This window comes from Nocardioides pocheonensis (assembly GCF_003725535.1).
GTDB classification, from domain to species: domain Bacteria; phylum Actinomycetota; class Actinomycetes; order Propionibacteriales; family Nocardioidaceae; genus Marmoricola; species Marmoricola pocheonensis.
Map to the genome: position 1 here is coordinate 31,019 of NZ_RJSF01000041.1, position 21,989 is coordinate 53,007.

The following is a 21,989-nucleotide window of genomic DNA, read 5'->3' on the forward strand; positions in this document are numbered from 1 at the left end:
TCGTGCTGTGGGTGGTTTCGAGGCTTGCTGGCGCTCGCACCTCAACCACCAATGTGCGCAGACCCGCGGCCGACAGCGAGACCCGGCCCGACGCCGCTCCCGTCGTCGCCGCCCGTCCCCCTGGCACAGACTGTCAGCCGACGAGAGTGGTTTCGGCAGGCTCAACCAGCGGTGGCTGGGTCCCTGCCCCGGGTGGTTTCGAGGCTCGCTGGCGCTCGCACCTCAACCACCAGGAACCCCGCGCCCCACAGCGAGACCGAGCCCCACGCCGCACCCGTCGTCGCTGCCGTTTCGCCGGCACCTACCGCCACGCGCCGAGAAGGGTTTCGGCAGGCTCAACCACCTGTACCTGAGCGAGCCGCCGCCCTCAGCCCGCGGAACCCCAGGCCGCCGCCACCAGCGCCCGGGTCTCCGTCAGCAGCTGCGGCAAGGTCTTGGTCCGGCCGATGATCGGCATGAAGTTCTGGTCGCCCGACCAGCGCGGCACGACGTGCTGGTGCAGGTGGGCAGCGATGCCGGCGCCGGCGACGGCACCCTGGTTCATCCCGATGTTGAAGCCCTGTGCCTGGCTGACCGACCTGAGGGTGCGCATCGCGGTCTGGGTGAGCCGGGCGACCTCGTCGGTCTCCGCCTCGTCGAGATCGGTGTAGTCCGCGACGTGCCGGTAGGGGCAGACCATGAGGTGGCCCGGGGCGTAGGGGTACAGGTTCAGCACGACGTACGCCGTGGAGCCCCGGTGCACGACCAGGACCGCCTCGTCATCGGAGCCGGCGCCGATCCGGCAGAACGGGCACTCCGCGACCGAGTCGTCCGAGGGCTTGCTCTCGCCCCGGATGTAGGCCATCCGGTACGGCGTCCACAGCCGGTCGAGCTCGTCGGTCACGCCGATGCCGTCCTGGCGGAGGACCTCGTCCGGACCGGACGCCCCCATCAGACCTGGACCCGGTCGGCCACCGCCTGCGCGACCCGCGCGATCGCCTCGTCGACGGGCACGCCGTTGTCCTGGCGGCCGTCGCGGTAGCGGAAGGAGACCGCGCCGGCCTCCACGTCGTCGTCGCCGGCGATCATCATGAACGGAACCTTCTGCAGCTGCGCGTTGCGGATCTTCTTCTGCATCCGCTCGTCGGAGTCGTCGACCTCGACCCGCAGGCCCTGCGCCCGCATCTTCGCGGCCACCTCGACCAGGTAGTCGTTGTGCCGCTCGGCGATCGGGATCGCCTCGACCTGGACCGGCGCCAGCCAGGGCGGGAACGCTCCGGCGTAGTGCTCGACCAGCACGCCGAAGAACCGCTCCAGCGAGCCGAACTTCGCCGAGTGGATCATCACCGGCTGCCGGCGGGTGCCGTCGGTCGCCTGGTACTCCAGCTCGAAGCCGGCGGGCTGGTTGAAGTCGTACTGGATCGTCGACATCTGCCAGGTGCGCCCGATCGCGTCGCGGCACTGCACGGAGATCTTCGGCCCGTAGAAGGCGGCGCCGCCCGGGTCGGGCACCAGCTCGAGGCCGGTCGCCGTGGCCGCCTCCTCGAGGATCTTCGTCGCGGTCTCCCACTGCTCGTCGGAGCCCATGAACTTGTCCTTGGTGTCGTCGCGCGTGGACAGCTCGAGGTAGAAGTCCTCCAGCCCGAAGTCCTTGAGCAGCGACAGCACGAAGCCGAGCAGGTGCCTGATCTCGTCCGGCGCCTGCTCCGGCGTGCAGTAGGAGTGCGAGTCGTCCTGGGTCAGGCCGCGCACGCGCGTGAGGCCGTGCACGACGCCGGACTTCTCGAAGCGGTAGACCGTGCCGAACTCGAAGAGCCGCAGCGGCAGCTCACGGTAGGACCGCCCGCGCGACCTGAAGATCAGGTTGTGCATCGGGCAGTTCATCGCCTTGAGGTAGTAGTTCGCGCCTTCCATCTCCATCGGCGGGAACATCGTGTCGGCGAAGTACGGCAGGTGACCGGAGGTGTGGAACAGGCCCTCCTTGGTGATGTGCGGCGTCCCGACGTACTGGAAGCCTTCCTCGATGTGCCGCTGTCGGACGTAGTCCTCCATCACCCGCTTGATCACCCCACCCTTCGGGTGGAAGACGGCGAGGCCGGAGCCGATCTCGTCGGGGAAGCTGAAGAGGTCCAGGTCGCGCCCGAGCTTGCGGTGGTCGCGCCGCTCGGCCTCCTCGAGGCGGTGCAGGTGCTCGGCCAGCGCCTCCTTGGACTCCCACGCGGTGCCGTAGATGCGCTGGAGCTGCTTGTTCTTCTCGTCGCCGCGCCAGTACGCCGCCGCCGTGCGCATCAGCTTGAACGCGGGGATCCGCCTGGTCGTCGGGAGGTGCGGACCTCGGCAGAGGTCCTTCCAGGCGACGTCACCGTTGCGGTCGAGGTTGTCGTAGATGGTGAGCTCGCCGCTGCCGACCTCGGCGCTCGCCCCCTCGACCGCGGACAGCTCGGTGGTTGAGCCTGCCGAAACCCCCTTGAGCCCGATCAGCTCGAGCTTGTACGGCTCGTCGGCGAGCTCCTCACGGGCCTCGTCGTCGGAGACGGCCCGGCGGGAGAACTTCTGGTTGTCCTTGATGATCTTGCGCATCCGGGTCTCGAGCTTCTCGAGGTCCTCGGGGACGAACGGCGTCTCCACGTCGAAGTCGTAGTAGAAGCCGTTCTCCACGGGCGGCCCGATGCCCAGCTTCGCGTCCGGGAACACGTCCTGCACCGCCTGGGCGAGCACGTGTGCAGTGGAGTGGCGCAGGATCGCACGCCCGTCGTCGCTGTCGATGGCGACGCCCTCGACCTCGCTGCCCTCGGTGAGCTCGTGGGAGAGGTCGCGCAGCTGCCCGTCCACGCGGACAGCGATGACGTCCGGATCGTCCTTGAACAGCTCCCACGCCCTGGTGCCCGCGCTCACCCGTTGCTCGGCCGTGCCGGACGGGCTGGTCACGTTGACTGGTACGTCGGGCAAGGGTGCTCCTCGGTCGGTCGGGCTGTCCCGCCGATGGTATCGACGGGGCGGCCCGGGCGCGGCAGGGGTTTCGCCGCCGTCAGCGGCGCGACCGCCCGCGCAGTCCGGCTCCGACGTCGTACAGGTGCCGCATCCCCGCGGCGTACGAGTCGAACACCGACATCTCGGTGTAGGTGACTCCGCGCGAGGCGCAGAAGTCGCGCACGACAAGTCGCGCGTGGCGCAGGTTCGGCCGCGGCATGCTCGGGAACAGGTGGTGCTCGATCTGGTAGTTCAGGCCGCCCAGGGCTAGGTCGAGGAAGCGACCGCCGGAGATGTTGCGGGATGTCAGCACCTGTCGCAGCAGCGGGTCGGCCGCCTGCTCGCCGTCCAGGACAGGCATGCCCTTGTGCCCCGGGGCGAAGGACAGGCCCAGGTAGATCCCCTGCAGGCCCTTGTGCACGGCGACGAACGCGAGCGCCTGCGGCCAGGTCAGCGTGGTGGCCAGGAGCGCGACGTACGCGACCAGGTGGGCGGCCATCAGCACCGACTCCGTGCCGCGGCCCTTCACTCCGGGCCGGAACATCTGCCGCACGCTCGAGACGTGCAGGTTGAGCGCCTCGCCCAGCAGCATCGGGACGAAGAGTCCCGCCTGGTGGCGGGTGACCCAGGCCGGGAGCCCGGTGCGTACGTCCGCCTGCGCGGCGTCGAAGACCAGCGCTCCGGCGTGGACGTCCGGGTCGGTCACCAGGTCGTTGGGATGGGCATGGTGGGCGTTGTGCTTGGCGACCCACCAGCCGTAGCTCATGCCGCCGAGGAGGTCGGCGCAGACGAGACCCAGGGCCTTGCCGGCCTGCATGCCGCGCGTGACCTGACGGTGCGCGAGGTCGTGTCCGAGGAAGCCCAGCTGGGTGGCCACGACGGCGAGAACCGGCGCGAGCCCGAGCAGCGCCCACGAGTGCGACCACACCAGCATGGCGGCCACGATCGCGGCGCCGGCCAGCAGGAGAACCGTGGCCACGACCGCGTAGTACGGGCGACGACCTTCCATCAGCCCGAGCCGGCGGACCTCGCGAGCGAGGTCGCCGTAGCCACTGGAGACGGTCGGCGGCGCCGAGGGTTCGACCGCGGGGGCGGACAGGAGTGCGGACGAGTGGACGGTCATGGGCGATCCCGACTGTGAGGTGGACGCCACCAGGTGCGGGGAGGCCTTGACCTCGACCGTACGCCGCCAACCTGAGCGCCAGCCTTCAGCAGCCGGCCGAAGCAAGAGGCCGCCCTCGCTCGGGAGAACGGCCTGCCCGGGTCACATGTCGCGGTAGCGAACCGCCCGGGACAGCTGCTCGACCAGGAACGCCTCATCGACCCGCCGCGAGCTCTGCGGCGGCCACGTGCCCGGGGGGTCGGCGCTGTAGAGGTCGGCGTACGCCGGTTCGTCGCGCTGATAGCGCCAGCCCTCCGCGAGCGGACCGACGTCGTGGGCGTCGTACCCGATGTCGTCCACGAACGACGCCACGACCTTCTTGGCCCCCGCGTCGTCGCCCGCGATGGCGAGCACGCTCCGCTCCGGATCGCCGTGAGGTCGCGCGAGGTCGTGGAGCATCTTGAAGTTGATGTTGTTGAACGCCTTGACGACGTGCGACTCCGGGAGGTGTGCCTGCAACAGCTCCGAGACCGTCGTCGACTCGTCGTCGAGCTCGGCGATGTGCCCGTCGCGCTGGGGGTAGTAGTTGTTCGTGTCGATCACTACCTTGCCCCGCAGTGGCTCGACCGGCACCTCTCGGTAGCTCTTCAGCGGGATCGTCACGACGACGATCTCGCCCTCGGCCGCGGCCTCCTGCGGAGTGCCCGCGCGTGCGCCGTCACCCAGCTCGGCCACGAGGTCGACGAGCGTCTCCGGGCCTCTGCTGTTGCTGACCACGACGGCGTGTCCCGCGTGGACCGCCAGTCGCGCCAGCGTGCTCCCGATGTGCCCGGCCCCGATGAATCCGATGGTGGTCATGACCGTCGCAACCGGCGGCCGACGACCAGCATTCCGACCAGGGGCGAGACGCGCGACACCCAGGTGTTGCTGAGTCACTGACCGTACCTGCCAAGCAGAAGGCCGCTCTCCCTCAGGAGAACGGCCCCGGCACGGTGGGCGACACTGGGTTCGAACCGGTGACCTCTCCTGGGCCGTGGCGCTCTGCCGGCGCCGTCCTAGAGGCCGTCACCGCCCACGCGATCGCCCACCCCGCAGACTGCCGGAATCGGAGTTGTCGCCCTAGGCGCACTACGGGAAAGCGACCAGCCGGCACTTCGTCGTAGGGCCGGGTGAGTTCGACCTTCAAGAGCTCGGCGACGTCTGAGGCCGCCCCGAGCGCCGTGGTTCTGCCCGGCAGGGTGTCTCGAGTCTGAGCCAACACGCAGTGCACGAGCGAACAGCCGATGGCTCGGGGCGCAGGGGAACCGCGACGGGTATCCAGGTGAGTGCGCGCCGGGCCCCCGTTCTGCCCGGGTGTGGATCCGTGAAGGCGGCGAAGTCCAGGGCGCCTTTGTCATGGGGTCCAGGGGTCTGCCAAGGTGAGGCGGCTGTCGAACATCGGAAGGAAATCGGGCTCTTCATGGTCACGAACGTGCAACGGAGGATCGCAGCGGTCACCGCTGCGCTGCTCGCGGTCGGCGGCGGCGCGGTGGCGCTCGGGCCCGGCGCCTCATCGGCCGCGAGCTCGCGAGCCCGAGCGGCAGCCGTTGCGGTGCATGCGATGACGGCCGACAACGCCCCCCTGGCGCGTAGGATCAAGCCGGGGAAGCAGTACACCGGTATCGCGACTTTCTATGACGCGAACGGTGCCGCGGGGGCTTGTTCGTACGATGCCGGCACCGAGGTCATGACCGCGGCCATGAACACCTACGACTACGACACGGCGAACGCTTGTGGCGACTATGTCAAGGTCACGGGGGTCAACAACGGCAAGTCGATCATCGTCCGGATCACCAATCTGTGCCCGGGATCGTGCCGCTTGCACCAGCTCGACCTGAACCCCTTGGCCTTTGACAAGCTCGACGATCGTCACGCGGGCGAGACTCCCATCACCTGGAAGCTCCTGAGCCGCAAGAAGGCCGCCGCCGGCATCTCGCTTCGGTACAAGGTCGGGTCGAGCCAATGGTGGTGCGGGATTCAGGTGATCGACCACCGGAATCCGGTCGCCCGGTTGTCGGTCAATGACAACGGCACGTGGAGGCGCCTCCAGCGCACCGAGTACAACTACTTCCTCTCCCCCCAGGGCCATGGCTGCGGAAAGAGGATCAAGGTGACCGACATCTACGGTCAGACGCTCACGATTCGAGCCCTGAAGATCTTGCCTGATGTCACTCAGGCCACGAAGAAACAGTTCATGAGGCACTGACTCAGCACCCAGGGCGACTGTCTCAACGAGCCTGGGCGAGAGGTTGTTGTCGAGAAGCAGCCTCATGCGATGTGGCTGAGCGGGAACTCGCGCAACGCCTCGGCGACATCCTCAACAGTCGGGTCAGGCAGGTCGTCCACGATCTCTGCCGCCGTCACCCCACCCATCACGTCCGGGTCGGTCGTGATTCGCTCGAAGGCCACGCCTCGTGCGTACCGCCGTTCACGCGCCCCCCGGAGGCAGACAGCTGGGGGACCTCATGTCCTCGGGCGCGCCCGGCAACAGAGCTGACCGCCGCACAAGGGCACGGCCTCAGGGTCAGGGACCTCAGTGCCAGGGGCTGTCCGACCGGTCCGTGATGGCCCGCTCCTGAGCGCGCCCTTGTTGCACGTATGTTGCACGAAAGGAGCGGATCCAGGAGGAAAAGTTCCTCTGACCTGCGGAAACACGAGTGGGCGATACTGGGTTCGAACCAGTGACCTCTTCGGTGCGACCGGCACTGCCGCGCTACCCAGCGGATCAAAACAAGAGGCCGCCCTCCCTCAGGAGAACGGCCCCGGCACGGTGGGCGATACTGGGTTCGAACCAGTGACCTCTTCGGTGTGAATACTGTTTCTGTGCTGGTTCGTAGTGGTTTGTAGTGCTTCTTGATGGAGGGTATTGCCCCAGTCTGTGGTGTTCATTGCAGCCTAATGCAGTTCCGATGTTCCCTGATCGTGTCCCCTGATCGCGTCCCCTCAAGCTTGTCGAATCGAGACGACTTCGCCCGCGGCCGTCCAGTTGCCGCCACACTGGCTTGGTGAATACGGGGGTCTCGGGCACGCATCCATGGGGTACGAAGGTGGCGCGGTGGGAGCGTCATTCGGAGGTGCCGATGATCCTCCTCGCCCTGGCCTTCCTCGTGGCCTACGCGTGGCCGGTCGTCGATCGATCTCTGGACGCACAGGTCAGGTCGTTCCTCAACGCCTTCTCGTGGACCGTGTACGCCGCGTTCGCGATCGACTTCGTCGTTCGGCTCGTTCTTGCTGACCGACGCTCGGACTACGCCAAAGCCCACTGGTATGACGTTGGGCTGATCGCTCTGCCGGTCCTTCGACCGCTCCGCCTGCTGAGGCTGCTCGCGTTCGCGCGGATACTGAACAGGTCAGCGGCGAACTCGCTCGTCGGCCGGGTCAGCGCGTACGTCATCGGTGCGGCGTTGATGGCCTGGGGGCTCGGTGCGCTCGCGGTGCTGGACGCCGAGCAGGACGCCAAGGGGGCGAACATAACCAGCCTTGGTGACGCAATGTGGTGGGCAGCCACCACCGTCACGACAGTCGGGTACGGCGACCGCTACCCGGTTACGACGACTGGCCGGTTCGTTGCCGTGGGCCTCATGGTGGTGGGCATCGCCCTCCTCGGGGCGGTGACTGCCACGGTTGCCGCATGGCTCGTGGGGCAGGTGCAACAAGAGCGAGCGGCCGACCTGGGAACGGCTTCCGGCGACTCTCCGGACGAACCCCGGTGATGCCGGAATACCCGTGGAGGGTGAAGCAGCGCCAGGCCGACGAGCACCTGCGGCGCTTCGCCGAGGACTGCGCCGAATACGTCCGTGTCGCGAATGTGGGCTTTCGCTTCGACCGCGATCCCACCGCGGGCACGATCCGGGTGACCCTTCAGGCCGACGCGGAGCCCCCGTTGTCACTTGGCGCGATCATCGGCGACGTCCTTCACAACCTGCGGTCTGCGCTGGACTCAGTCGCTTGGGCCACCTGCGAGCAAGCCGGTCCGCTTACGTCGAAGCAGCAGAGTCGGATCTACTGTCCGATTACCACCGATCCCGCGAAATGGGACGAGGAGGCGGAGGGCAAACTGCCGAAGGTCGATCCGGCCCACCAAGAGGTCTTCCGCAGACTGCAGCCGTGGTTCTGGGACGAGGAGGCGAGGGCGCTCGGCGTACCCGTCGTCCCGAGTGCCGACAAGCACCCCCTCGCGCGGCTGCACCGACTGGCCAACATCGACCGACACCGCGTGCCTCACCCGGTCTTGGCGCGAGCGGGCGACACATGGCTCAGCGGTCCTGAGGGTGTGGCGGTCACGTTGACCCCGGCTCAGGTCAGGCGCGCGAAGCCCGGCGACGTGGTCTTGGAGTGGCGGATCGACCCGCCTAGCGCGGTGTCCGAGTTCCACCCGTCGGGTGAAGCGGTCCTTGCTCTGAGCGACGAGGCTGCGCAACACAGGCGCTCGGCACTCCACGAACTGCAGGCGATGCAGCAGGAAGTCATCAGGGCGACGCGTCGGGTCGAGATCGACGTGCTCGAAGTCGTGAAGCCGGCTGAACTTGACGAGCTCGACCGATTGCGGGAGGCATCGGACACGGCCGCACAAGCGCTCCGTGCGCTGGAAGACGCTCCGCACGTCATCGACGCTGCCTACATGGAGCGGTACGGGCGCGCGGTCGAAGCCGATCTGGCCGCGCGGACGGCCTATCTCGACCGCTGGCGCGAACTCTTTGACTAAGAATCGGCTTAGTTCGACCCCGACCCGTACGCCACCGGTTCGTGACCGGTTCCACCTCTGGCCTGTTTGATCAAGCCAACGCTCAATCTCCTAGAGCCCAGGCGCCTGCGGCCGCAAGCCCTTCTCCGCAAGGAGTGCGGCCTGACGGCCAGCCAGTGGATGGGCGTAGACGTCGAGAGTCATCTTGGTCGAGGCATGCCCGAGCCGCTCGGCCACCGCGGTCACCTCCCAGCCGGCTGCCAGCAGATTCGAGCAGTGAGTGTGCCGCAGATCGTGGATGTGCAGACCCATGTGCCCGAGACCCGCTGCCTCGACCAGCGGGTACCAGACCCTCTTGCGCCAGTTGGTCGGGATCAGCATCCCGCCCCCGACCGCGGGAAAGATCAAGCGCTGCTCGGGATCCAAGCCAGCCAGATGCTCATTCAGCACCCGCTTGCAGCAGTCATCCAGCGTCACGCAGCGGACTCGTCCGGTCTTGGTCTTGCCGACAATCCCCGAGCGCTTGAACGCCCGGTCGATCAGCAGGGACGAGCCGTCGTACTGCTCCCGGCTTAGGGCCACCAGCTCGCCCAAGCGAAGGCCGGTGTGCGAGTCCAGGTGCACCATCGCCAACTCGGCCGGAAACTGCTCCGCAGCGACCTCGAGCAGATGGTCGGCCTGATAGTCGTTGAGGATCACCATCCGCTTGTCGACGTCGGGGAAGGTGTGCAGACCCTTGCCGACAGGGCAACCGTTCAACAGGTAGCCCTCGCGCTCAGCAGCGCGCATGACCTGACTCAACATCACGTAGTGGTCCTTGATCGACCGGGGGCTCGGCGGCTTCCTGCCCTTGTGCCGTCGGCACCGCGCGTCGTCGTCGCCGAGCTCGGTCTGCAACGCATCGCAGACCTCGCACTCCACCGCCGCATCACGCTGAACCCGGTTGATCCAGTCCTGGACCTCGCGCCGCGTGATCTGCCCGATCGGCTTGCGGCCAAAGGCCGGCACGAGGTGGTTCTTGAGGATGCTCTCCTTCTTCGAGCGATCCTTGGTCTCGCACGCGAGCCAGTGCCGAGCGAAGTCCTCGAACCGCGTGCGTGACTTACTGACCGCGATCGGGACACCGCCCTGGCGAATGTTGATCGCCATCGCGTTGAGGAAGTCCCGTGCTTCCTCGTACGTCGTGAACGATCGATTCTCGCGGCGTCCGTTCGCGCGCCAGGTAGCGCGGAAGCTCCGCCCGCCGTAGCGCTCTTCGATGCTGCCCATGTCTGGCTTCGTGCGGATGCGGGGAGCGGACATGCCCCGTTGCGGGGCCTCGCGCAGAGGGATGACGCGCCCGGCCTCTGATGATCTTGGTGCCTTTGTCATTGTTGTGCCTTCCGTGTGATGAGACATGTGCATCACAACGGCCGCTGCAAGGGGCTCTCAGATGTCCCCTGACCTGTCCCCTGAACGGGTCCCCCAATGGGCCCACTCAGGATGGACTGGAGGTAGAAAACCGCTTCTGACCTGCGGCTTTTGTTGTGGGCGATACTGGGTTCGAACCAGTGACCTCTTCGGTGTGAACGAAGCGCGCTACCACTGCGCCAATCGCCCGTGCGCGGGACAGGTTAGCCCATCGCGTCCGGCCTTTCACATCGGCCCTTTGACTTCCGCCCTGCGGCCCGTCACATGCCCGGGAGGTCCGGCAGGAAGCCGAGGAAGGACTGCGCGCGGTCCCACAGCGAGATCGACCAGTCGGGCCAGTCGGCGATCGCGACGTACCCGGCCACGAGGGCGAGGAGGAGCACGACGACGCCGAGCGCGAGGAGGATCCTGCGTCGTCGCACCCGCGGATCCATGGCCTCGGCCGCCGCGGTCGCCTCGCGGAGCTTGCGGCGGGCCCTGGTCAGCCAGCGATCGGCCCAGTCCCACTCGGTCGCGAGGATGGCGAGGCCGGCGGCGATGCCGACGAGCCCGGGTCCCGGCGTGACCATCATGATCAGGCCCGCGGTGAGCACCGCCGTGCCGACCAGGGTCACCACCAGCTTGGTCGTCGCCGACATCGCCCGGTTGCGGTGCAGGCGTCCGTGCACCCGCTGCCACCACGACGAAGCCCCGTCCGGGGTAGCGTCCGAGGCACCCTCCGGGGCGTCGTCCGGGGCGTCGAGGGGACCGTCGGTCGGCATGGGCGGCACGCGTCCAGCCTGCCAAACGATCCCCGATCCGGGCACAGCACAGACCTCCAAATGCCCTTGAATCCGGTCTAGTCCACTGAGGCCTCTAACTAGACCACTGGCGCAGAATCACTAGACCATCGCCCCCGAAACCGGGGTAAATCGGACGTTGCGACTTGCGGAACCTGCAGAAGGACGCACACTCATGTTGTCGCGCTGGGAGTTGGCGGGAGGGCTTTCTCCATCAGACGCGGCCAGTTGGGGAGGCAGACAATGCAGGAGCAGATCACCGCTCAGGCAATCACCGAGCAGATGCGGATGGAGTTCGTCGACACGGAGGGGTTGTCGACGCCCCTGACCGCAGAATTCGAGTACGACCCGGCGGACCCGTTCGCCGTGAGCATCCTCTTCGCCGACGAGCCGGCTCCCGTGCGCTGGACCTTCGCACGCGACCTGCTGATCGAGGGCTTCTACGAGCCCACCGGCGACGGCGACGTCCACGTGTGGCCGTGCCTGAACACGCAGGGTGCCGCCGTGGTGATCCTCGAGCTGTCGTCGCCCAGCGGTGAGGTGCTCGTGCAGGTCGGCTCGCGTGAGCTGTCCGCGTTCATCCACCAGATGGTCGCGATGGTGCCCCAGGGCGCCGAGGGCGGCCTGGTCGACCTCGACGCCGAGATCGCCCAGCTGCTCAGCGCCTGAGCCCGCGGCCCGCGTCGTCCGACGCGACGCCTACGGGTCGATCGACTCCGCCGCGCGTGCCGCCCAGGTCTCCTGCAGCTTGCTGGTGACCGGCCCCGGAGTCTCGAGCCCTCGGTCGTCGAGGCGATGCACCGGCTGCACGTCGCGCGTCGTGGACACCAGGAACACCTCCTCCGCCTCGTCCAGGACACCGATCGGCTCGTCCACCTCGACCACGTCGCACCACTCCAGCAGCAGCGCCCGGGTCACCCCGGCCAGGCAGCCCGACGCCAGCGACGGCGTCCGCGCCTCTCCGCCGATCACGTAGCCGATGTTCGAACCGGTGCCCTCGCACAGGTTCCCGACCGTGTTGGCGAAGATCGCCTCGCTCGCGCCGCTCTCCCTGGCCCTGGCGAGCGCGACGACGTTCTCGGCGTACGACGTTGTCTTGAGACCGACGAGCGCCCCGCGCTCGTTGCGCACCCACGGCACCCGCAGGATCGCGGTCGACTCCGGCGCGGGCTCCATCGGGTCGGCCACGACGATCAGGCTCGCCGGGCCGTCGCCGCGGCCGGAGCCCAGCGGTGCCGGGCCGGCCGTGTAGGTGATCCGCAGCCGGCCGAGCGGCAGTGCGGTCCCGTCGAGGACGGCCTCCACGCCGCTGCGCACGTGCTCGGGATCAGGCGCCGGGAGTCCCAGACCGGCCGCCGAGGCCGCCAGTCGTTCGAGGTGGCGGGTCAGCGCGAACGGCCGCCCGTCGAGGACCTTCATCGTCTCGAACACCCCGTCCCCGACGGTGATGCCGTGGTCGTCGACGCGGAGCACCGAGTCCCGCGGATCGTCGAGAAGTGAGCCGTTGAACCACACGCGCATCCCGCGAGCCTAAGGCGCGGAGAGGCGCAACGCGCCCATGGCAGGCCCGAATTGGACCTTGCGTAGGCATCGGCTATGGTTCTCTTCGCACCGCCGGTCACCGGTAGGCGCAAGCGGACGTAGCTCAGTTGGTAGAGCGCAACCTTGCCAAGGTTGAGGTCGCGAGTTCGAGCCTCGTCGTCCGCTCGGAGACGGTACTGACCCCTCGGGGGCCGAACCTCCGCGGTGGGTTGGCCGAGAGGCGAGGCAACGGACTGCAAATCCGTCTACACGGGTTCAAATCCCGTACCCACCTCGTAACACAACTCAAAGCATGGCCTCGGGCGATTGGCGCAGCGGTAGCGCGCTTCCTTGACACGGAAGAGGTCACTGGTTCAAACCCAGTATCGCCCACCAGCATCACAGCAGGTCAGAGGCCGGTTTCCAGAAATGGAACCGGCCTCGTGCCATTCCTGTGCCAGATAGGCGCAGAGGCGCGCGGTCACTCACTTGAGGAGATCCGCACCATGCGCAATCGCATCGCCACTCTTGTCCTGGCCGTCGCAGTCGCCCTGGTCGCGTCGCCGCTCGCTGCTATGGCGGACAGTTGCTGCGACCCCGCCTCAGACGCGATGGCCACGCAGGATCCGTCGGCCTACTCCGGATTCGTGTTCAAGCCGTGCAAGACGCGGACCTCGGTCAATTGCTACCGAGACGTCATTGGACACACCGGCGAGTGGGGTCAGAGCTACTGGAGGATCCGCGTCGGGAAGCTCGTGTGCGTCAAGTACTGGGACGCCCAGTACGACCGCCGGCACGGACACTGCGAGCGCCGCCGACAGTGAGCGCGGACTCCTGAGTTTCTCCGTTTCGCCCGCGTCTGTCGGCGGTCGGACGGAGGATGCAATGAAAGCGGCCCGCCCTGGTCGGTTGAGGACCAGAACGGGCCTTGAGGTAACACCCAAACAGGAAGGCATCACCTCATGTCGCAAGAGTGCACTACCGCAATGTCAGATACCCCCGAAATCAGGCCGTGCCCGATCTGGTGCCGCACCGATCACGAGGCCGGCGCGGTCGCTTGTCAGAGCGAGCGGCACGCGATCGTGCGAGTGCCCGAGGCGGACCCGCACGGCGTCAGCACTGTCCACGCCTTCCGTGTGGGCACAGGCGATCTCCGCTTGTCCCTCGTCCGCCGTGGGCGAGCCCTCGGGACAGGTGGCGACTACTTCACGATCGAGGCTGCGCGCGAGTATGCGGCCAAGATCATCGCGACGTGCGACGAGGTCACTCCGGCGCACCCGGACGCGCTCAGAACCCTGGACCGACTGGCGAAGGTCACTGGTTCTACGGCCGAGAAGGTCGCCGGGGATCTTGGCATCGACCTTCAAGCGGCGACGGTTGCCGACGTCGATAGGGCGGCGATGGCTCTCGGGGCCGGCATCAACGTCACGGACCTGAGGAAGGCCGCGCACGGAGAGGCGATGGCATGATCCGCCGCCTGCTCGACTGGCCCGGCTACATCGCCGGCCGCGGCTACTTGAGGGTCGGTCCGCTGGTGATCCTCACGGCGCGTCGCTACGGGGCGCAGCAGAAGAACGTCTTTCTTCTCGGCCGCGACGCCCAGCGTGCGAATCTCTAGAGAATGGAACTCGCTACGTTTAGGCGCTGAGTCGCGCGGGAATGGTCCCGCCACAACTGCATACCCGAGATAGTGATAGCGACCCCGCGGCCCAACCTGCCGCGGGGTCGTTCGTCAGATGTAAAGACGGTTGCCGGCGTCGAGCAGGCCGCGGACGGGGTCGCCGAGGATGAGGCAGTCTGTGAGCGACTTGGAGACGACGTTGCACGTCAGCTTCCATGAGGACGCCGTGACTTCCTCGGCGTAGCCCTCGACCACCACGTCCGCGGTTGTCCCGCCGGTGTTCTGACTCGGCATGGAAGTGACCTGAAGCCAACAGTCGATCTCGATCGCAGAGAGAACTGCGGCAGCTTGCGGCGCAGTCATCGCATACAGGTTGATGGTCAGCGTCCCGTAGCGCGTGGTCGGCTCGGCGAAGTTGCCCACGATCCAGTTGATGCGGTCGGTCACCTCCTGGTCCGTTTGCACCAGGTACTCCACAGACGTCGGGTATCGGCCGTGCGACGCTTCGGACGCAGTGTTCCGAACCACTTGGGTGGTGCCAGTTCCCGCCGCGGTTCCCTCCACGTAGTTGACCATCTGCTGGTCATCGGTCACCGGCTGCACGTCGGGCGTGATGTAGGCGGCCGACAGGGTCAGGTCCGGCGCAGTCTTGGCCGCAGGGCGGTTCCTGTTGTGGAACGTGAGGTTCCCGGAGCCGTCGAAGTAGACCACGCCGACCTCGGCGTTGGCGGCCTGCTGAAGGGCATCCCACGGCGAGCGGCCGGCGGTTTCCGCGGCGGCGACGTTGGTGAGGGACGCGTCCAGAGTGCCGACGGGCAGGTTGGCGTAGCCCGCCAGGCGAGTGATGCGGGCGACCCCTGACTCGCCCGCGAAGCCCGTCAAGATCGCCTTTGCGCGCGAGGCGGCTCGCGCAGATCCGGTAGCGGTCGAGAAGAGCGCCACCTGCGCGACGGTCGCGTTGGTGTTGAACGTGTCCCCGACGAACCTCAACAGCGCGACTGGGGACGGTGCGCTGCCAGCGAGCGAGCCGACCGCGGACCCGTCGAGGTACAGCGTCCATGTGCCCCCGCTGTACTGAACCTCGGCAACGTGCAGATTGCCGTCAGCCACGGTTGTCGAGGAGGCGATGCCGTTAGCGCCGTTGCCAGCGATGTAGAAGACCAGGTTGTAGAGGTTGCCCGAGGAGCTGATCTGGAAAATGCCGAATCCAGTGCCGATGAAGTCCGTCGCGGAGGACCCAAACGCGCCAATGGTCACGGTTGCCGTGACCGGACTAGCCGAGAATGCGAAGCAGACGCCGACTGCAGGGACGCCCGCCGCCCCATAGGAGGCCTGCAGCACGCCGGTGGAGTGGAGCATCGCAGATGTGAGCCCCCTGCTCGTGTCTCCAAGGACACCGCTTCCGGAAAGCGCCAAGGGGTCGTGCTGATTGCCCGAGCGGTCGGTCGCCAAGACCGTCCCGGCGGCGTCGTCGACCGGGTAGTAGGCGATCGGCGTGTCGATCCCGAACTCCTCATCGACCACGGACTTCAACACTTGCCGCTCAGCCCGTGCCTGCGCATCCGTCGCCACAAGCCGCACCGTCGACCACGACGACACCGTCGCCGGCCACGCCACCGGCCACGACTTCACATACCCGGTAAACCGCGTGAACGTCGTAGCGTTCACCGTCTCCTTGATCCGGATCCGCTGATCAACCTTGATCGGCGACGGGGTCGCCAGGATCGTCGAGCCCGGCGTGAAACGACCATCAGCATTGTTCAACGTCAGAGACAGATCACCCGACGTCACACCACCCTGCCAATCCTGACGGCCACGGCTGAATCTCCAACCGTCGGCGATCAGCACCTTGCTGGTGATATCAAACGGAAACGTGCCCGTCCCGTCGTCCAAAAGGACCTGAACAGTAGGCAGACCGGTCATTGTGATTCCTTCGCGAGTTGAAGGTCCCGCCCGCGCCACACCGCCAAGCACCGCGCGGGCGGGACCGGTCTGTTACAGAACCGGAGCCACTAGGCCGGTCCCGCGGATGCTCGCCACGCTCGCGGAGTACCTGTCAGGAATCGCAGCAGCGAACGCCAGCGCACGGAACAACACAGACGCGTTATCCGCGTACGGCTGCTCGAAAGACTCGAGCCGAAGCTCGGACTCCCACAGGTACACGTCCTCCCGACGAAGGACGTACACCTCATCCTGGTTCGTCGCGCTGTTGGCCGTCAGGCTGATATTTGCGTCGAGGTACACCGGCAGCTTGGCGATCGTGCCGACGCTGCCCTCCGCCGCAACCTCAGTGCTGACCGCAGCCGAGTTCATCGAGTTGCCGTCCGCAGCGATGATCGGGCGGACCTGCCCGTCGAGTGCCTCGAGACACCACGCCCAGCGGTTCGGGTGCATGACGACCGCGTTGGCCGCCAGATATCGCGTGGTTGCGATCCCCGCCGACGCGGCGATCACCTTGTTGTAGAAGCTGTTCGCGGCCGTCGCCGACGTCAGCGCGGGCGATGCGGTCGTGTAAGCCGTATTGGTCGCGACCCCAACGAGTCCCCGAAGCTGCCCAGAAGCGCCCGACCCGTAGAGGAACTGCGTGTCGAGCTGCTTGGCGTAGTCAGCCGCCAGATCACCAAGGATCACCCGGTCGAACGGAATCCCGCTCTGCTGGAGAAGTTGCAGGCTCACGATCTGCCTACCGCCGATGGTGGTCACGCCTGAGGACACCGACGTAGTCGTCATCGCGGTGTCCACCAAAGCGGAGTTCTGGGTGGCCTGTACGCCTACTGCCGCCCCGCTCGCCACCTTCGGCAGATTCAGCGAGGACACGCCGCTTGGGAGGGCGTCGTGCGTTGCGAGGTTGGCCGCTACGCGCCCCGGACGAGCCAGAGCGACGAACTGGTCGACCAGCCAGGCCGGCGGCGCGAACTGGCCACCAGCGCCCGCCACGGTGGTCATGTCACCCGCACGAGACTCAAGCCCGCGAGCCTGCTCGTTGCGGTTCAGACGATCCGCGGCAGCCCAGTCGCCAAGCTTGGCGTTGCGCATGTCGAGGAAGAACGACGGCGAAGTCGGATCCTTGTGCGGGTCGCGGTAGACCTCGGGCTCGCCGGTCACAGACCAGCCGGACCGCTCACGCTTCGCGGTGCCGGTCTCGACGTGATGGGCCGCAGCGCGAGCCTCCATGACCATCTGCTCGGAGATGTCGTCGATGCGGGCGGCGATTCGTTCGAGCTGCTCGAGCTTCGCGTTAAAGACCTTGTCCTCGGCTGAGGTGAGGTCGCGCTTTTCGCGCTCGGCACGCTCGAGCATCGAGTGCATCTCGGACTTGAGCGCAGCCTTGTTGGAGCGCAGGTTTTCGAGAACTGAAGAAGACATTGGGGATGCCCCTCTGAGAAAGGGCACGGCACCCGCGAGATAAGAGGGCCCGCGCCAGAGAAATGGGTTTCTCAGATGGCGCGAGTGGCGGCGATCAGACAGATCGGCCGAGGTCGCGGGACCTGGTTGCTTGGAGCGCCTTCAACCCGGATGGGGCAAGGAGGCGGCTGATCACTGGACTAGCTGATCAGTCGAGGCCTTGCGGGATCCGGGCCGAAGACGGCCCAAACGAAGGAGACTTCAGTATATCACTAGATTGACTTCTTTGGGTCGCTTACTCTACAATCCACGCCCCAGTTTCGGGGGTCGAAGGTCGCAGGCTTACCCGTCACGGGAGGAGGCTCACCGTTCACGCGGAGGTCGACCTCGTCGAGCTCGGCGCGGCGGTCAGCCTCGAGACCAGCAAGGGTCGCGGCCTCCTGCCACTGGTCACTCAGGATCTGACACGTCCAACCACGCAGCAGCCTCCCTATCAACGGGGAGAAGTCGCCTTCCGAGGACAAGCGCACGATCAGACGGCGCTCAGCCTCGGTCAGACTCTCCAACTCCTTCGCGAGCCCCGGATGCATCATCCGACTCATCGGAGATCGCTTCCAGTTCTGAGAACCACGCCCGGTTGACCAGCCAGTCGACAACGCACACACACCGTTTTTTCCACGTGCGTGTGGGCCGCGTACTGGCTGGTCAGCGAGAGCGCCCACTCAGAACCAGCTAGATCAGGGTCGGCCGAGTCGAACGTCCACGCGCGGAGAGAGAAATGTTTCGACTGGCTGGTCAGCGCGGTGTGCACCTCAGAAACAGGTTCGATCATTGGGTCGGCTCCTCGGGCGGGAAGTCGGGCGCGGGGCCTCCGACCATCGCTGCGAGTCCTGCACAAACTTCGTCGAGCAGCTTGATCCGGTCGGGCTCGAGGTCGGCAGGGATCGAGCCGGCTGGGAAGATGCCCCCGGGCAGCAGGTCGCGTCGTACGACGTCGAGTTGCCAGGACATGAGGCCGCCGCGGTGACCGATGCGTCGAACCGTGTCGTGCCAGACGAGGAAGCGCAGACGGTCGAACTCTTCGTCGGTCATCGCTGCTCCTCGTGTTCGGCACATGTCCAGTCGCGGCCTTCGAAGTTGCGGACGTGTCTGGCGTCGACGACTAGGCCGTTGGTGCATCCGAGTTCCGCGCACGGAACCCAAGCGATTGAGTCGACATTCATGGGCGCATCCCCTGGCTCGGAGTGAGGACGGCCTCGAGCGTCACGCCGATGTCAGCGATCACGCCCTCGAGCACGTCTCGGCTCACCAGTAGCGACCCCCCGAGTTGCGATTGGGCGCGTTCCATCACAGCTTCGAACATGTGCCGCGTACACCCACACGGGGCCGGCGACTGCTGCAGTCTCGCGGTCAGATCAATCACGTTCGTGCTCATGATGCAGTCCGTTCGTCGTCGGGGAAGTTGGCGCAGTCAGCGGGACATCCCGTGTGCTCGTGCCACTCACAGACGTGAGCCGGGGCAGGAAGCGGCGACGAAGACGAGGTCCCCTGTCGATGCGCTTTGTTCTCAACCACTGCGGGGGTTGGGACGCGCCAGTTGGGCGCGTGGTCGCCTTGGTCTGGCGTCTTATAGGTAAGGGGTGGAGTTTTCTCCCCCCTTGTGAGGGTCATTGCCCGCACGTAAGGGGTGAGGATTTCCCTGAACGTAACCCCGTAGGATTCCTTACCCCTTACGACTAGGGCCTGATAGCAGCTCGGTCGCCCGTGGGTCCCCCTGTGAACCTCGCTGAGATAGCCCTTCGACTGGCATCCGCGACGGAGGTATTTCACGTTGTCAGGGCTCGTGTTGAGTGCCCGAGCGAGGTAGTCCAGGTGCAAGGTGAACTTGCCGTCTGGTCCCATCGCCTTGCTGCCGAATCGGACCGTGCCGTCAATACGCTCGGAGCGCAGGGTAAGAACGGCCATCATGAACATCTGTTGGGCCGGCGTGAGTTCGCGACTGCCCATGACGCCCTTGAAGATCCGCTGCCGGATATCGCGGCTCACCACAGACCCGCATCCGGGAGGTGGTTCGCGGCCTGGGCCTCGCTGAACGTCAGTCCGCTCTGCGCGCTGTCCTCCACGACAGTAGGAGCGTTGCGGGCCTCGAGCTGGTCGAGGAGCCTGCTGGCCGCCTCTGTCGACGTGGCCCACGCGTTGCGGCGCGCGGTCCAGATCGGCGAAGTGTCCCCGCATGCCGCCAGTCGGCGTCGAGCTTCAGTCTTCGGGCCTTCAACGAACGCGGAGCCGTGATCGAAGGTCACACGCCAACTCATGCGACACCGCCGAGCATCGACTTGAGCGCGCAAGAGTCCGGGCCGCAGTAATACCCGCGGCTCGCGCAGTATGCGATCTCCGTTGAGTCGAGCGACTCACACCCGCCGCAGCCCTTGATCTGGGGAACAGGCAGGTTCGTGAGGCACTCGTCTCGCGTATCTGGCGTGCAGCCGCACGGGCAGGCGGTGAAGGCTGCCCCGTCGTGCGCGGTCACTTCAGCTCGCGGTGGCGGTCGGGATAGGCCGCGCTAGCGCGTCAACTTCGTCGAGGTCCACCCGAAGGTTCCGGGGTCCGACGCGATAGCCCGTCAGCAGACCTTGTGCGATGTAGCGGCGGACCGTCTTGGGGTCACAGTCGAGAATTGCTGCGCCGTCTGAGATCTTTCCAAGACGGCGGCGGGTGTTCGGCAGGGCTTGTGCCACCATGGGTGTGCTCTCCTATCAGGAGTGTCTGCGGACCCTCGGCGTTCTGTTTGGCGACTGGGCGCCGGGGGTCCGTGCGGTCTTTCTCTCACTGGTAGTGCGTTAATCCGCTAGTGAGGGGACATGTCCCTATTCTTTCAGCCGCACCACCCGCGTTGCCGGTCCAGCGCCTGGTTCACGTCGATATTGCGAGGCTGAGGACGCGCGAACGCAACCCCAACTGACCCCAACCGACCCCAGCCAACTCCCGAACGCCCTGAAAAAAGTTGTCCATAATCTGAGACTTCAGGAGTTCAGGTCTCTTGGAGATCAGCCCGCTGTGTGACCAGATCCGACAGAGCCTTCGCGATCTCCATGTCCCTGCCTTGGGCGGCATGCTGATAACGCAGCGCAGCGCCTGGCGTCGAGTGCCCAAGCCTGCCCATCAGCTCGGCCAGCGTCGCGCCGGTCTGGGCGGCGAGCACGGCGCCCGTGTGCCTGAGGTCATGCCATCGGAGGTCCGGACGCCCCGCCGCCTCTCGTGCCGAATAGAAGACGCGGTACAGGCTCGAGGGCGCGAGGTGTCCTCCCCCGCGCGCTGGGAACAGGAGGCCGTCCTTGCCGGGCTCGGCGTGCTTGAGCATGTGCTCGCGGACCATCGGCAGGAGGTGCGGCGGGATGGCGACGTCGCGGATGCCGGCGTCGCTCTTGGGCTTCTTCACGATCGTCTCCCCCGCCGCCCGCACCATGCCTCGCCGGACATGGATCACGCCCGCCTTGGTGTTCACGTCTCCGCGGCGCAGCTCGGCCAGCTCACCGAACCGGAGACCGCACCACGACGCGAGCAGCGCCATCACGCGATAGCGCTCCGGGAGGGCGGTCACGATCGTCTCGAGCTCGGCGAGGGTGGCGGGCTCGATCTTCTTCACACGCTTGGTGTTGCCTGCACCGCGGATGTGGCACGGGTTCTTCGTGATGACGTCGTCGCGCTCGGCCTGTCCCAGGATCGTGCGCAGGAGCCCGTACGCGTGCGCTCGTGTCGTCGGCGTCGAGAGTCCGGTCGTGGCGTACCAGTCGCGGACGAGATCCGGGGTGATGTGCTTGAGCGGCACCGCGGCGAAGGTCGGGAGGATGTGCTGGTCGAGCAGCGCCCGGTAGTGGGCGCGGGTGCGGGCCTCGAGCCGACGGCCGGCGAGCCACTTGTCTGAGTAGGTGCCGAACGTCAGCGCTCGGGACTTGCCGCGGGTCGAGCCGTACGGGCTCCACGCGTCCCGGACGATGTCAGCCCGGATCGTGGCGAGCCAGGTCTCAGCGTCGCCCTTGGTGTCGAACGTCGTGTGAGCCTTGTGAGTGAGCCCATCCGGGCCGACGTAGCGGGCTTGATAGCGGCCAGATGGGAGCAGTCGAATGCTCCCGAACCGAGCCTTGGTGCCCTTCCTGTTCGCCACTCGATCCGCCTCTCGTGCCACGTACGTGCCAGATCGAGTGTATCTGCGTGTCTGGTTGTGTCCACCTCTGACACGCGATACTGTGCACTCACAAGCGCGATTTTTGAGCCTAGACCGCAGGTCAGACCCAGTATCGCTACAGAATCTGGAAACTGGTTCAAACCCAGTATCGCCCACCAGCGAAGGCACATCTCCGAGGCTGGTTCCCGACAGGGAACCGGCCTCGTGCCATGTACCTGCGAGACATCGGCACGAGCCCGGAGCGTGGTGGGCGATTTCCTTCCCTCATCAGTCACGCGGGTTTACCGTGGTCACGTAAGTCCCGTGGGGAACATCGAGGGCGCGGGGTCGCTGCCGGAGAAAGACCGGGGGTC

General features: G+C 66.7%; 23 protein-coding genes and 4 tRNA genes. 10 read left to right on the plus strand and 17 right to left on the minus strand.

The features are described 5' to 3' along the window. Positions 1-367: 367 nt before the first annotated feature. The 4 genes from EFL26_RS15780 to EFL26_RS15795 form a co-directional block, all read right to left on the minus strand. Positions 368-931 carry an HIT family protein gene (locus tag EFL26_RS15780; protein ID WP_123223878.1) on the minus strand — a complete coding sequence of 188 codons (564 nt, stop codon included), beginning with the start codon at positions 929-931 and terminating at the stop codon, positions 368-370. Beyond that, positions 931-2,928 carry a threonine--tRNA ligase gene (thrS, locus tag EFL26_RS15785; protein WP_123223879.1) on the minus strand — a complete coding sequence of 666 codons (1,998 nt, stop codon included), beginning with the start codon at positions 2,926-2,928 and terminating at the stop codon, positions 931-933. The genes EFL26_RS15780 and thrS overlap by 1 nt, the downstream gene beginning before the upstream one ends. A gap of 79 nt (positions 2,929-3,007) precedes the next feature. Continuing rightward, complete coding sequence (locus EFL26_RS15790) at positions 3,008-4,072, minus strand: fatty acid desaturase family protein (protein WP_123223880.1); 1,065 nt, start codon at positions 4,070-4,072, stop codon at positions 3,008-3,010. A 141-nt stretch (positions 4,073-4,213) separates the two neighbouring features. Further along, positions 4,214-4,909 (minus strand): NADPH-dependent F420 reductase, encoded by a 696-nt coding sequence (locus EFL26_RS15795; RefSeq protein ID WP_123223881.1) that lies wholly within the window; start codon positions 4,907-4,909, stop codon positions 4,214-4,216. Between the two features lie 601 nt (positions 4,910-5,510). Between EFL26_RS15795 and EFL26_RS15800 the strand changes: the two genes are divergently transcribed. Beyond that, complete coding sequence (locus EFL26_RS15800; protein ID WP_123223882.1) at positions 5,511-6,296, plus strand: expansin EXLX1 family cellulose-binding protein; 786 nt, start codon at positions 5,511-5,513, stop codon at positions 6,294-6,296. 62 nt (positions 6,297-6,358) lie between these two features. On the opposite strand, the gene EFL26_RS23905 is transcribed toward EFL26_RS15800, so the two are convergent. Further along, positions 6,359-6,499, minus strand: a complete 141-nt coding sequence (locus tag EFL26_RS23905) for a DUF433 domain-containing protein (protein WP_148046732.1) — start codon at positions 6,497-6,499, stop codon at positions 6,359-6,361. A 671-nt stretch (positions 6,500-7,170) separates the two neighbouring features. On the opposite strand from EFL26_RS23905, the gene EFL26_RS15805 reads away from it, so the two are divergent. Continuing rightward, positions 7,171-7,803, plus strand: coding sequence for a potassium channel family protein (locus tag EFL26_RS15805; RefSeq protein ID WP_123223883.1), 633 nt, complete (start codon positions 7,171-7,173; stop codon positions 7,801-7,803). 20 nt (positions 7,804-7,823) lie between these two features. Continuing rightward, a complete protein-coding gene (locus EFL26_RS15810) occupies positions 7,824-8,795 on the plus strand; it encodes a hypothetical protein (RefSeq protein ID WP_148046733.1) in 972 nt (323 codons plus the stop codon). Between the two features lie 90 nt (positions 8,796-8,885). Here the strand turns inward: EFL26_RS15810 and EFL26_RS15815 are convergent, their stop codons facing one another. The 3 genes from EFL26_RS15815 to EFL26_RS15825 form a co-directional block, all read right to left on the minus strand. Next, positions 8,886-10,043 (minus strand): tyrosine-type recombinase/integrase, encoded by a 1,158-nt coding sequence (locus EFL26_RS15815; protein ID WP_183408219.1) that lies wholly within the window; start codon positions 10,041-10,043, stop codon positions 8,886-8,888. A gap of 258 nt (positions 10,044-10,301) precedes the next feature. Beyond that, positions 10,302-10,373, minus strand: a tRNA-Val gene (locus tag EFL26_RS15820). Between the two features lie 71 nt (positions 10,374-10,444). Further along, positions 10,445-10,945 carry a PGPGW domain-containing protein gene (locus tag EFL26_RS15825; RefSeq protein WP_123223886.1) on the minus strand — a complete coding sequence of 167 codons (501 nt, stop codon included), beginning with the start codon at positions 10,943-10,945 and terminating at the stop codon, positions 10,445-10,447. Positions 10,946-11,206: 261 nt separating this feature from the next. Between EFL26_RS15825 and EFL26_RS15830 the strand changes: the two genes are divergently transcribed. Continuing rightward, on the plus strand, positions 11,207-11,632 hold the full coding sequence (locus EFL26_RS15830) for an SsgA family sporulation/cell division regulator (RefSeq protein WP_123223887.1): 426 nt from the start codon (positions 11,207-11,209) through the stop codon (positions 11,630-11,632). A gap of 30 nt (positions 11,633-11,662) precedes the next feature. On the opposite strand, the gene EFL26_RS15835 is transcribed toward EFL26_RS15830, so the two are convergent. After that, positions 11,663-12,484 carry an aminotransferase class IV gene (locus EFL26_RS15835; protein ID WP_123223888.1) on the minus strand — a complete coding sequence of 274 codons (822 nt, stop codon included), beginning with the start codon at positions 12,482-12,484 and terminating at the stop codon, positions 11,663-11,665. A 113-nt stretch (positions 12,485-12,597) separates the two neighbouring features. Here EFL26_RS15835 and EFL26_RS15840 point away from each other — a divergent pair. The 6 genes from EFL26_RS15840 to EFL26_RS24280 all read left to right on the plus strand — a co-directional run bounded on the left by EFL26_RS15840 (position 12,598) and on the right by EFL26_RS24280 (position 14,102). Continuing rightward, a tRNA-Gly gene (locus EFL26_RS15840) sits at positions 12,598-12,670 on the plus strand. Between the two features lie 38 nt (positions 12,671-12,708). Next, positions 12,709-12,779: transfer RNA gene (locus EFL26_RS15845), tRNA-Cys, on the plus strand. Positions 12,780-12,805: 26 nt separating this feature from the next. Then, a tRNA-Val gene (locus EFL26_RS15850) sits at positions 12,806-12,880 on the plus strand. Positions 12,881-12,990: 110 nt separating this feature from the next. Then, positions 12,991-13,308: a hypothetical protein gene (locus EFL26_RS15855; protein WP_148046736.1), complete on the plus strand. Its 318-nt coding sequence runs from the start codon at positions 12,991-12,993 to the stop codon at positions 13,306-13,308. A 333-nt stretch (positions 13,309-13,641) separates the two neighbouring features. Further along, positions 13,642-13,953 (plus strand): hypothetical protein, encoded by a 312-nt coding sequence (locus EFL26_RS23910; RefSeq protein ID WP_148046737.1) that lies wholly within the window; start codon positions 13,642-13,644, stop codon positions 13,951-13,953. Continuing rightward, entirely contained in the window at positions 13,950-14,102 is a 153-nt protein-coding gene (locus EFL26_RS24280) for a hypothetical protein (RefSeq protein WP_183408220.1), read from the plus strand. The genes EFL26_RS23910 and EFL26_RS24280 overlap by 4 nt, the downstream gene beginning before the upstream one ends. 114 nt (positions 14,103-14,216) lie before the next feature. On the opposite strand, the gene EFL26_RS15865 is transcribed toward EFL26_RS24280, so the two are convergent. The 8 genes from EFL26_RS15865 to EFL26_RS15900 form a co-directional block, all read right to left on the minus strand. Further along, complete coding sequence (locus EFL26_RS15865) at positions 14,217-16,028, minus strand: LamG domain-containing protein (RefSeq protein WP_123223891.1); 1,812 nt, start codon at positions 16,026-16,028, stop codon at positions 14,217-14,219. Between the two features lie 72 nt (positions 16,029-16,100). Next, positions 16,101-17,471: a phage major capsid protein gene (locus tag EFL26_RS15870; protein ID WP_123223892.1), complete on the minus strand. Its 1,371-nt coding sequence runs from the start codon at positions 17,469-17,471 to the stop codon at positions 16,101-16,103. 251 nt (positions 17,472-17,722) lie between these two features. After that, complete coding sequence (locus EFL26_RS15875) at positions 17,723-18,052, minus strand: hypothetical protein (RefSeq protein WP_123223893.1); 330 nt, start codon at positions 18,050-18,052, stop codon at positions 17,723-17,725. Positions 18,053-18,278: 226 nt separating this feature from the next. Continuing rightward, positions 18,279-18,542 carry a hypothetical protein gene (locus EFL26_RS15880; RefSeq protein WP_123223894.1) on the minus strand — a complete coding sequence of 88 codons (264 nt, stop codon included), beginning with the start codon at positions 18,540-18,542 and terminating at the stop codon, positions 18,279-18,281. Positions 18,543-18,881: 339 nt separating this feature from the next. After that, on the minus strand, positions 18,882-19,496 hold the full coding sequence (locus tag EFL26_RS24540) for a hypothetical protein (protein WP_221176994.1): 615 nt from the start codon (positions 19,494-19,496) through the stop codon (positions 18,882-18,884). Further along, positions 19,493-19,753 carry a hypothetical protein gene (locus tag EFL26_RS15890; RefSeq protein WP_123223896.1) on the minus strand — a complete coding sequence of 87 codons (261 nt, stop codon included), beginning with the start codon at positions 19,751-19,753 and terminating at the stop codon, positions 19,493-19,495. The genes EFL26_RS24540 and EFL26_RS15890 overlap by 4 nt, the downstream gene beginning before the upstream one ends. Before the next feature lie 228 nt (positions 19,754-19,981). Then, entirely contained in the window at positions 19,982-20,191 is a 210-nt protein-coding gene (locus tag EFL26_RS15895) for a helix-turn-helix domain-containing protein (RefSeq protein WP_123223897.1), read from the minus strand. 290 nt (positions 20,192-20,481) lie between these two features. Then, the gene (locus tag EFL26_RS15900; protein ID WP_123223898.1) at positions 20,482-21,615 is read right to left on the minus strand and encodes a tyrosine-type recombinase/integrase; all 1,134 of its coding nucleotides are present in this window, start codon (positions 21,613-21,615) and stop codon (positions 20,482-20,484) included. Between the last annotated feature and the right edge of the window lie 374 nt (positions 21,616-21,989).

Excerpts from the sequence above, each read along its gene's own strand:
- EFL26_RS15780 (WP_123223878.1), bottom strand. The coding sequence starts at position 931 with ATGGGGGCGTCCGGTCCGGACGAGGTCCTCCGCCAGGACGGCATCGGC.
- EFL26_RS15790 (WP_123223880.1), bottom strand. The coding sequence starts at position 4,072 with ATGACCGTCCACTCGTCCGCACTCCTGTCCGCCCCCGCGGTCGAACCC.
- EFL26_RS15795 (WP_123223881.1), bottom strand. The coding sequence starts at position 4,909 with ATGACCACCATCGGATTCATCGGGGCCGGGCACATCGGGAGCACGCTG.
- EFL26_RS15800 (WP_123223882.1), top strand. The coding sequence starts at position 5,511 with ATGGTCACGAACGTGCAACGGAGGATCGCAGCGGTCACCGCTGCGCTG.
- EFL26_RS15805 (WP_123223883.1), top strand. The coding sequence starts at position 7,171 with ATGATCCTCCTCGCCCTGGCCTTCCTCGTGGCCTACGCGTGGCCGGTC.
- EFL26_RS15815 (WP_183408219.1), bottom strand. The coding sequence starts at position 10,043 with ATGGGCAGCATCGAAGAGCGCTACGGCGGGCGGAGCTTCCGCGCTACC.
- EFL26_RS15825 (WP_123223886.1), bottom strand. The coding sequence starts at position 10,945 with ATGCCGACCGACGGTCCCCTCGACGCCCCGGACGACGCCCCGGAGGGT.
- EFL26_RS15830 (WP_123223887.1), top strand. The coding sequence starts at position 11,207 with ATGCAGGAGCAGATCACCGCTCAGGCAATCACCGAGCAGATGCGGATG.
- EFL26_RS15835 (WP_123223888.1), bottom strand. The coding sequence starts at position 12,484 with ATGCGCGTGTGGTTCAACGGCTCACTTCTCGACGATCCGCGGGACTCG.
- EFL26_RS15855 (WP_148046736.1), top strand. The coding sequence starts at position 12,991 with ATGCGCAATCGCATCGCCACTCTTGTCCTGGCCGTCGCAGTCGCCCTG.
- EFL26_RS24280 (WP_183408220.1), top strand. The coding sequence starts at position 13,950 with ATGATCCGCCGCCTGCTCGACTGGCCCGGCTACATCGCCGGCCGCGGC.
- EFL26_RS15865 (WP_123223891.1), bottom strand. The coding sequence starts at position 16,028 with ATGACCGGTCTGCCTACTGTTCAGGTCCTTTTGGACGACGGGACGGGC.
- EFL26_RS15870 (WP_123223892.1), bottom strand. The coding sequence starts at position 17,471 with ATGTCTTCTTCAGTTCTCGAAAACCTGCGCTCCAACAAGGCTGCGCTC.
- EFL26_RS15875 (WP_123223893.1), bottom strand. The coding sequence starts at position 18,052 with ATGAGTCGGATGATGCATCCGGGGCTCGCGAAGGAGTTGGAGAGTCTG.
- EFL26_RS15880 (WP_123223894.1), bottom strand. The coding sequence starts at position 18,542 with ATGACCGACGAAGAGTTCGACCGTCTGCGCTTCCTCGTCTGGCACGAC.
- EFL26_RS15895 (WP_123223897.1), bottom strand. The coding sequence starts at position 20,191 with ATGGTGGCACAAGCCCTGCCGAACACCCGCCGCCGTCTTGGAAAGATC.